The sequence below is a fragment of the Microbacterium sp. GXF6406 genome (genome assembly GCF_054798215.1).
This window is the reverse complement of record NZ_JBSJZH010000035.1, coordinates 1-7,621: the sequence shown is the minus strand read 5'-3', so window position 1 is coordinate 7,621 and position 7,621 is coordinate 1. Positions and strand designations below refer to the sequence as shown.

General features: G+C 61.8%; 9 protein-coding genes. 3 read left to right on the top strand and 6 right to left on the bottom strand.

Going from position 1 to position 7,621, the window contains the following annotated elements; all coding sequences use genetic code 11:
• From ACWAUG_RS13240 to ACWAUG_RS13230, 3 genes are all read left to right on the top strand, one after another.
• Nucleotides 1-723: Mu transposase domain-containing protein (locus ACWAUG_RS13240; RefSeq protein WP_460802782.1), on the top strand; the 723-nt coding region annotated here is incomplete at its 5' end.
• Nucleotides 720-1,469, top strand: coding sequence for an ATP-binding protein (locus ACWAUG_RS13235; protein WP_460802781.1), 750 nt, complete (start codon nucleotides 720-722; stop codon nucleotides 1,467-1,469). The genes ACWAUG_RS13240 and ACWAUG_RS13235, both read left to right, overlap by 4 nt.
• 10 nt (nucleotides 1,470-1,479) lie before the next feature.
• The gene (locus ACWAUG_RS13230; protein ID WP_460802780.1) at nucleotides 1,480-2,022 is read left to right on the top strand and encodes an SRPBCC family protein; all 543 of its coding nucleotides are present in this window, start codon (nucleotides 1,480-1,482) and stop codon (nucleotides 2,020-2,022) included.
• A gap of 10 nt (nucleotides 2,023-2,032) precedes the next feature.
• Here the strand turns inward: ACWAUG_RS13230 and ACWAUG_RS13225 are convergent, their stop codons facing one another.
• The 6 genes from ACWAUG_RS13225 to trxB all read right to left on the bottom strand — a co-directional run bounded on the left by ACWAUG_RS13225 (nucleotide 2,033) and on the right by trxB (nucleotide 7,429).
• Nucleotides 2,033-2,161, bottom strand: a complete 129-nt coding sequence (locus ACWAUG_RS13225; RefSeq protein WP_298038265.1) for a hypothetical protein — start codon at nucleotides 2,159-2,161, stop codon at nucleotides 2,033-2,035.
• A 291-nt stretch (nucleotides 2,162-2,452) separates the two neighbouring features.
• Nucleotides 2,453-3,895 (bottom strand): FAD-dependent oxidoreductase, encoded by a 1,443-nt coding sequence (locus tag ACWAUG_RS13220; protein WP_460802779.1) that lies wholly within the window; start codon nucleotides 3,893-3,895, stop codon nucleotides 2,453-2,455.
• A 30-nt stretch (nucleotides 3,896-3,925) separates the two neighbouring features.
• Entirely contained in the window at nucleotides 3,926-4,339 is a 414-nt protein-coding gene (locus tag ACWAUG_RS13215) for an arsenate reductase ArsC (RefSeq protein WP_460802778.1), read from the bottom strand.
• On the bottom strand, nucleotides 4,336-5,349 hold the full coding sequence (locus tag ACWAUG_RS13210) for a metalloregulator ArsR/SmtB family transcription factor (RefSeq protein ID WP_460802777.1): 1,014 nt from the start codon (nucleotides 5,347-5,349) through the stop codon (nucleotides 4,336-4,338). The genes ACWAUG_RS13215 and ACWAUG_RS13210 overlap by 4 nt, the downstream gene beginning before the upstream one ends.
• Nucleotides 5,346-6,455 (bottom strand): ACR3 family arsenite efflux transporter, encoded by a 1,110-nt coding sequence (gene arsB, locus ACWAUG_RS13205; RefSeq protein ID WP_460802776.1) that lies wholly within the window; start codon nucleotides 6,453-6,455, stop codon nucleotides 5,346-5,348. The genes ACWAUG_RS13210 and arsB overlap by 4 nt, the downstream gene beginning before the upstream one ends.
• Complete coding sequence (gene trxB, locus ACWAUG_RS13200; protein ID WP_460802775.1) at nucleotides 6,452-7,429, bottom strand: thioredoxin-disulfide reductase; 978 nt, start codon at nucleotides 7,427-7,429, stop codon at nucleotides 6,452-6,454. Before trxB ends, arsB begins: the two co-directional genes overlap by 4 nt.
• Between the last annotated feature and the right edge of the window lie 192 nt (nucleotides 7,430-7,621).

The following is a 7,621-nucleotide window of genomic DNA, read 5'->3' as shown; positions in this document are numbered from 1 at the left end:
TTCCATCCTGGAAGACCTCGACCCCTATCCACCAATCGCCGCGCGCACCCCGACTACACCTTCAATTACGAAGAGCCGCTTTCGGTGTTCGAGGGTGAGGAGAAGCCGCTGCTGCGGCCGCTCCCGCAGGTTCCGTTCGAGATCTCGCAGTGGCTCTACGGCCGCAAGGTCCAGAAGAACGGACATGTGGTGTTCGAGAGGAACTTCTACTCGGTCCCTTACGAGAACATCGGTCGGTCCGTCGACCTGCGCATCACCGACACCACCCTCGAGGTGTTCGCCGGCGATCAGCGGCTCACCAGCCATCTCCTCGCCCCAGCCGGGGTGGTCAACGAGTACCGGACGCACGACTCGGATCTGCCCGACGGGCCCCGCTACCAGCAGATGGACCCGCAACGGGCACGGGAGTGGGCCGCTCGGATCGGGGAGAACACCACCACGATCGTGAACCGGATCTTCGAGTCCGTCCCCGTCGACGAGCAGGGGCTCGTCGCCGCGCTGGCAGTGCTCAGGTTGACCCGCCGTTACTCTGCCACCCGGGTCGAAGCCGCCGCCGGCATCGCACTCGATTCCCGAGTCCGATCACCCAGGTATGCGCACCTGCGGCCGATCCTCGTCTCGAATCAGGACCAACGCGGCAGAGGCCCATGGTTCGAACCCGCCGACGAGGAACCCGTCGGCTACGTCCGCGGCGCCGACTACTACGCAGGAGGCACCCGATGAGCCGGCTCGACTCCGAGACGAAGCGGAAGCTGCGAGAGATGGGCGTCCCCGCCCTCGTCGACGCGCTCGACATCCAAGACGAGGGCCTCACGATGGGGCTGGTGTTCGAGGAGCGGATCAAGCTCGCCGTCGACGACGCCCACGCCGCGTTCACCCACTCCAAAGTCGAAGGCCTCATCCGCCGCGCCGGGCTCCGCTACCCGAACGCGGACCTCCGCCGCGTCGACATGCTCGAACAACGCGGGCTCGACAGAGGCGTGATCGCGCAGCTCGGGACCTGCCAGTTCATCCAGAGGCACATGAACGTCGTGTTCCAAGGCTTCACCGGGTCCGGGAAGAGCTATCTCGGGTCGGCGCTGGCGAAGCAGGCGTGTCAGCACCGCTACCGAGCGCACTACATCCGCATGCCCGACCTCGAAGAGACCTGGACCGCGGCGAAAGACAAGCCCGCCGGTCGGGAGAAGTGGTTGCGGAAGTACTCCACGTTCACGCTCCTCGTGATCGACGAATGGCTGCTCGACCCGCCCACCGACGACGTCCGGTCCATGCTGCTCGAGCTCCTCGAACGCCGTTACGACGCGACCTCGACGGTGTTCTGCACCCAGTACGCGAAGAAGGACTGGCACCAGCGCCTCGGCGGAGGGGTCCACGCCGACGCGATCATGGACCGCATCGTCCACAACACCCTCTGGATCGAGACCGGCGACGTCAACATGCGGGAGCACACCGCCGCCGCGGCCGGCTGAACCCGGGCCGGTGAGCGTCGCGCCGCCCGGGGTGGCGCTCACCGGCAATACCGGTGGCCCTGAGAGTGAATATCGAGCGGCGCGCAACCGCAATAATCAGTGGCGCTCACGACTCCAAATACTCAACCCGCGACGCGTACCGGAATGGGATCCGGGCATCGCGTCCATCACCGTTCCGGAATACAACGGCGCCGCGACGGGAATGGCTTGGGAAGCGCGCAGCGTCACCGAGCGCCGGCACGACGGCAAACCGATCCGGATGAAACCCGAGGCGGTGCGACAGCAGGTCGAGCTCACGCACCTCGAGCCGGATCACGCCATCGCGTGGCGGTTCACCTATCCGGATGCTCCGCACAGCAACGCCCGGCACGTGCGCATCGACCTCGCACCCGCCGCCGGAGGCACTCAACTGCGGCTGACGCTCCAGTGGGAGCGACGTCCCGGCACGAAACGGCGCCGCATCCGCGGCTTCATCCTGCGACCGGCGCACCGCTTCATCGTCTGGCTGCAGCTGACCCAGCTGACCGCGGAGATCAGCCGGGTATATCGCTGACGCTCATGAATCACTGCGAATCCACGAGCCGCCCTGCTCGCTCAGGGAGATCGTGGTCGCCCGGTCGGTCAGGTCCCATGAGCGTCAGAGCAAGGACGAGACCGCCCATGCCCGTCATCATCGAGAACTTCTTCATCATGGTCATACCCCTCGGGCTCGTTTGAGCCCACCGCCACGATGGCCGGAAACAGAAAGACCCCCGCTCCGGGAAACTTCCCAGGCCGGGGGCCTTTTCGATTCGCTGTGCGCGAGGGGGGACTTGAACTCCCGTAGGAGTGGCAACATACGGGTACCTGCCAGTGCGTGGAAGCGCATGATTTCAGTAAATTTGTGCTCGCCACGTCTCGAGATATGCACCCAGGGTCACCCAGATACACAGCCGGTGCCCCATGGATTGCCCCATGAGAACGCCCGCACTTTCCTACGGATCTCAGGCCCTTTGATCGGTAACTAACTCTGAGTGCCCGTGTAACGTGCCAGTTGCAAAGCCAATAGTGACCGGCTCGGATGTTCCGCAACAGGCAGCAGTTTCAGGCTCCGGGACGCTACAGCTCGCAGCGCTCTCCACAGAGTTTGGTAGGTCGCAAGAGCCGCCCAGATCAGTGGAGCACACCCCAGTTTCAGGAAGCTCCAGTTCCACCAGGTCGGCTGCCACTCGATCTCCGGCCAGGGAAGCCACGATGGAGCGAACCTGTTCGTAGCCGGTGGCCATCAAGAAGGTCGGTGCACGGCCGTAGCTTTTCATTCCAACGATGTAGAAGTCCTTTTCAGGGTGCGCCAGCATCCGTTCGCCATGCGCTTCGACGGTGCCGCAGCTGTGGAACTCAGGGTCGATGAGCGGCGCAAGCGCTTGAGGTGCTTCAACGATCTCGTCAAGGTTCAAACGGAGCTCAGAAAGCATCTCGAGGTTCGGGCGGAAGCCTGTCGCCGGCACCAGGAAATCGACGTCAAGGGTGCGACCATCAGCAAGACCGACAGTGAGCATCTCTCCCAGAGTCATGTCCGTTAACGCCACGTTCTCGAGAATCGTGATACTGCCGTTTTCCACAAATCGACGAAGGCTCGTTCCCAGCTGGCCTCTAGCTGGGAGCTGGTCAGCGGCTCCGCCTCCGTAGAGGCGAACCGGGCTGGCTGCTCCGCGAACGCCCCAGAAAATCTGGGTATCTGGGTGCTTCTGGCGGAGCCGTCCCAGGCTGATGAGGGTGTTTGCTGCCGAGTGTCCGGCGCCGAGTACGAGGATCGTTCTTCCTGCGAACTGTTCCAGATCGGCACCTAGTGGATCCGGAAGTGGTGAAGTAATGAACCCCGCTGCCCGAGCCTCGCGCTCCCCGAGCGCCTCGATGCCTGACCGACCTGCAGGGTTTGGAGTGTGCCAAGTACCTGAAGCGTCAATCACCGCGCGGGCAAGGATATCGACGGTGCCGGTGCCTGTTTCGGTGCGCACAAGAAGGAGTGATCCTGTGCGGCCCTTGGAGCTGGCTTTGTCCAGTCCCTTGCCGTCGACCCCGACACGGGTAACGTGAATGACCCGGTGTCCGTAGCTGATGTTCGGGGCCAAGGCCGGGTGTTCAGCGAGCGGTTTCAGATACTCGGCGACCATGTCACTGCCGGTTGGGAGGCGGGTTTCCCGTGGCGCTTCCCAATCACCTGCGTAGTCGCCCGTGGGGGTTTCTAGGAGCCTTCGGGCTGCGGCGTCGATGTTGTAGCGCCAGGTTGAGAAAAGCTTGATGTGCCCCCATTCCGTCATGCTTGCCCCAGCGCTCGGCCCGGCCTCAAGCACCCGGACTTCCTCGTGGCGTTCGATCAGGTGAGCCGCGGCCGCCAGGCCAACAGGGCCGGCACCGATGACGACAACGGGGTGGGTCTGGTTCATGCTGATCTTTTCTCCTGCGATATTGAGGGGTTATGCCGTGACGGGCAGCAGTTCGGTGATGAGCGCTTCGATGCGGGTACGAATGTCATCGCGGATCGGCCGCACCGCGTCAATGCCTTGGCCTGCGGGGTCGTCGAGTTTCCAATCTTCGTACCGCTTGCCCGGGAAGAAGGGGCACACGTCGCCGCAGCCCATCGTGATAACGACGTCTGAGTCTTCAACGGCTTCAGTCGTGAGTACTTTGGGCTGCTCTGCGGTGATGTCGATGCCTTCTTCGTGCATCGCTTCAACCGCGACGGGGTTGATCTCGTCGGCGGGCATGGATCCTGCCGAGCGCACTTCGATTGCACCTTGGGAGAGGTGGCGGAGGTAGCCTGCTGCCATTTGTGAGCGGCCTGCGTTGTGGACGCACACAAAGAGAACTGATGGTTTGGTTTCGGTCATGAGGGAATACTTTCCGTGTCGGGGGTCAAGGTGTTGAGGAGTGCGGTCACGCGGGCTTCGATCTCGTCTTTGATCGCTGCTACTCCTTCCGGGGAGGCAAGGGCTGGGTCGCCAACCGCCCAGTCCTCGTAATGGACCCCTGGAATGATAGGGCAGACGTCACCGCAGCCCATCGTGATGACAACGTCGGCTGCGCGTACGGCGTCATCGGTCAGCGGCTTCGGGAATGGTTCGGCTGCAGTATCACCGCTGATTTCATCAACAAGTGACCGTACGTGCGGGTGCACGGTTGACGCTGGGGTGGACCCTGCAGACCGGGCAACCACCGTGCCACCGGAGAGCTTGTTCACGAGGGCGGCTGCCAGCTGGGAGCGCCCCGCGTTCGCAACGCACACGAACAGCACCTGCGGCGCTGCCGCTTCACGGTCTCGGTGTAGGTCTGTAAGGCGTTGGCGGGCGAAGCGTTCCGTCAGCGGGATCAGGTGCTGTGTGACCTTCGACGAGCGCACCAGGCTCGCATACGACTCACGCACGATCGAGATCACCAGATCACGGTTGAGCTCAGGGAGTTCATCCCCGAGTTCATTCGCCAGCCTTGTGACCCTCTCATCCAGGGCTTGGAGGATTTCCGCCCGTCCAGCGTCAGAGCCTGGCTGCTCGGCAATAGCCGCTGGCGCAAATGTGTCAAGAAGCGCAGTCACCGCGTTCCGGCGGGTGGGGGCAACCTTGTACCAGACCCACGTGCCACGTCGTTCAGATTCTAGGATGCCTGTGTCTTTCAAGACTTTGAGATGGTGCGAGACCGTCGGCTGAGACACGTCACTCAGCTCTGCTAGGTCGCAGACACAGGTCTCGCCTCGTGAGTCCGTCGAGATTGCCGAAAGCATCCGAAGCCTCAGTGGATCAGCCAGCGCCTTCAGCGTTGCTGACAGAGTCGTGGCCGCGTCGGCACCCATCGCGTGGGACTGGTCAAACCCATTCTGGGGTTCGGTGACATCGACGAAAGTCATGATACTTTCCCTTCTGATGGAGCTAGTGCGAGGTTCGGATCGGTGCGAAACCACCGTTTGGCAAGCCACAACGACACGTACGCAAGCCCGACGAGGATCGGCACTTCAATGAGGGGGCCGACCACACCGGCGAGTGCTTGCCCCGATGTTGCGCCGAAGGTGGCGATCGCGACTGCGATGGCGAGTTCAAAGTTATTTCCAGAGGCGGTGAACGCGAGGGCAGCGGATCTTGCGTACCCGAGACCGATACCCTTTCCCACGATCATTCCGACGAACCACATCACTGCGAAGTAGATGAGCAGCGGAATGGCGATCCGCACCACATCAAGCGGGCTCGTGAGAATCGCCTCACCCTGCAACGCGAAGAGCAACACAATCGTGAACAGGAGACCGTACAGGGCCCAGGGGCCGATGCGGGGCAGGAACTTCTCTTCGTACCATTCGCGGCCACGACGCTTCTCGCCGAAATAGCGCGAAGCGAACCCCGCGATGAGGGGCACACCTAAGAAGATGAGCACATTGAGTGCAATCTGCCACACCGACACGTCGAGCCCCTGTGTATCGAGGCTGAGCCATCCCGGCAATACCGTGAGGTAGAACCAGCCGAGGAGCGAAAAAGCGAACACTTGGAATACCGAGTTGATGGCGATAAGCACCGCGGTGGCTTCACGATCACCGCAGGCGAGGTCGTTCCAGATGACGACCATCGCGATGCAGCGTGCGAGACCCACAATAATCAGTCCGGTGCGGAACTCAGGAAGGTCGGGCAAGAAGATCCACGCGAGGGCAAACATGAAGGCCGGACCGATGAGCCAGTTCAACACCAGCGACGACACTAAGAGCTTCTTATCCCCGGTCACTGACGCCACCCGGTCATACCGCACCTTGGCAAGCACCGGGTAGATCATCACGAGGAGCCCGAGCGCGATCGGCACAGATATGCCACCCACTTCGAGACTCACGAGGATCCCAGAAACCCCCGGGACAAAGCGGCCCAGCAGGAGGCCTGCGGCCATGGCCAGCCCGATCCATACCGGAAGGTATTTATCGAGCGTCGACATCCGAGGTGCGGTAAGCACTGCTGGGGAGGAAGTGGTGGTGGTCATGCAGACACCTCCAGAACAGGCTTTGCCGCGACCTGAGATGCCGCAAGGTTTGAGAGGAAGTGCTGTGCGTCCAGTGCTGCTGCACAGCCGGTGCCTGCAGCAGTGATGGCCTGCCGGTACGTATGATCGACCAGGTCGCCCGCCGCGAACACTCCAGGAAGATTGGTGCGGGTGGAAGGATGTTCGACCAGCACGTACCCGTCAACGTCTGTCTCGACCTGGCCGCTCACCAGTTCAGAGCGGGGATCATGCCCGATGGCGACGAACACTCCCGTAGCATCGAGGACTCGCTCTGCTCCAGACACGGTGTCTCGGAGGCGAAGGCCGGTCACTTGGTCGTCTCCAAGCACCTCGGCGACTTCGCTGTCCCAGGCAACTTCGATTTTCGGATCTTCTATGGCTCGTTCAGCCATGATCTTCGAAGCACGGAATTCGCTCCGTCTGTGCACGATGGTCACTTTCGATGCGAAGCGTGTCAGGAAGAGAGCCTCTTCCATTGCAGAGTCGCCACCGCCGACAACCACGATGTGTTGTTCGCGGAAGAAGAACCCATCACACGTGGCGCACCAAGAAAGCCCGTGCCCCGACAAACGTTCTTCCTCGGGAAGACCAAGCTTGCGATACGCCGACCCCATCGTCAGAATCACGGCAGGTGCTTGATAGGTATCGCCGCTACCCGTATGGATGAACTTCACGGGATTTTCGAGATCAAGCTTCGTCACGTCGTCGTAGATGATGCGAGCACCAAAACGTTCTGCTTGTGCGCGCATTGATTCCATGAGCTCGGGTCCTTGCACGCCATTGATAAACCCAGGAAAGTTCTCGACCTCGGTCGTCGTCATCAAGGCACCACCGGCCGTCACTGATCCTGCAATCACCACAGGTGCAAGCCCAGCACGAGCCGCATAAACCGCGGCGGTATATCCGGCTGGCCCGGAACCGACAATGACCAACTCAACTTCTTGATTCGACATGTTTCTATATTGACATCATTCGAACCAGGGCGCAATCTCGCCGGAGGTACTGTCATCCAATGTTCACTTTCAAGAGCACCGTTGCACGACACCAGACTGAGTGCACCACATTGTGGGCTCTTCGGACATTCGGTGGGGGGTGAGGCGCGCCGGGTGAGGTTCGGCGGGTAGGGGTCGAGGTCCTCGAGGATC

What these genes read in the sequence shown, in the direction of transcription:
- ACWAUG_RS13235 (WP_460802781.1), top strand. Translation starts at nt 720, where the DNA reads ATGAGCCGGCTCGACTCCGAGACGAAGCGGAAGCTGCGAGAGATGGGC.
- trxB (WP_460802775.1), bottom strand. Translation starts at nt 7,429, where the DNA reads ATGTCGAATCAAGAAGTTGAGTTGGTCATTGTCGGTTCCGGGCCAGCC.
- ACWAUG_RS13210 (WP_460802777.1), bottom strand. Translation starts at nt 5,349, where the DNA reads ATGACTTTCGTCGATGTCACCGAACCCCAGAATGGGTTTGACCAGTCC.
- arsB (WP_460802776.1), bottom strand. Translation starts at nt 6,455, where the DNA reads ATGACCACCACCACTTCCTCCCCAGCAGTGCTTACCGCACCTCGGATG.
- ACWAUG_RS13220 (WP_460802779.1), bottom strand. Translation starts at nt 3,895, where the DNA reads ATGAACCAGACCCACCCCGTTGTCGTCATCGGTGCCGGCCCTGTTGGC.
- ACWAUG_RS13225 (WP_298038265.1), bottom strand. Translation starts at nt 2,161, where the DNA reads ATGATGAAGAAGTTCTCGATGATGACGGGCATGGGCGGTCTCGTCCTT.
- ACWAUG_RS13215 (WP_460802778.1), bottom strand. Translation starts at nt 4,339, where the DNA reads ATGACCGAAACCAAACCATCAGTTCTCTTTGTGTGCGTCCACAACGCA.